Source organism: Dellaglioa sp. CoH-55-MRSF-7 (assembly GCF_056782235.1).
In genome coordinates this window covers 1-446 of record NZ_JBXAYI010000063.1, presented here as the reverse complement: position 1 = coordinate 446, position 446 = coordinate 1, and the positions used below count along the sequence as shown (strand labels likewise).

The 446-nt window shown below is 54.0% G+C and carries 1 protein-coding gene; it reads right to left on the bottom strand.

The genetic code is table 11. The features are described 5' to 3' along the window. Positions 1-254: 254 nt before the first annotated feature. On the bottom strand, positions 255-446 hold a 192-nt coding region (locus AC1RPU_RS07865; protein ID WP_289859629.1), incomplete at its 5' end, for a hypothetical protein.

The following is a 446-nucleotide window of genomic DNA, read 5'->3' as shown; positions in this document are numbered from 1 at the left end:
GAAGCTTGGAGCGTAGATGCGTCAACAGCGTGAGGTGGCCCGAAGTCAGAAACATCTTTTTCAACATTCGCATTTCCTACACAGGTATTGCGTAACAGCATACTGCGCGATAATGGCCGCTGTGAAGGCGGCAAGAAGCGCTACTGTCCCATAAAACGGCTCGACGCGCAACACTATTTCCAGCGAGCCCATCCCCACAACAGCTCCCAGCACAAGAGCGCTAATTACGCCCAAAGCGCCTGCCACGTAGGGACTCACTTTTCGCCCCACACGCTTTTGTCAGCCTGATGCCACAGGTAGCTGATTGCCGCACTCGTAATCACGAGCCAGATGACAGAGGCCCATGTCCCGTGATCCTGCGCAATAAGCTTGTTGCCGATGCCAGACGCTACTGCCAAGACGCATGCGCTCAGCATGTTCAGCACAACTTTCGTTTTCTTGCTCAT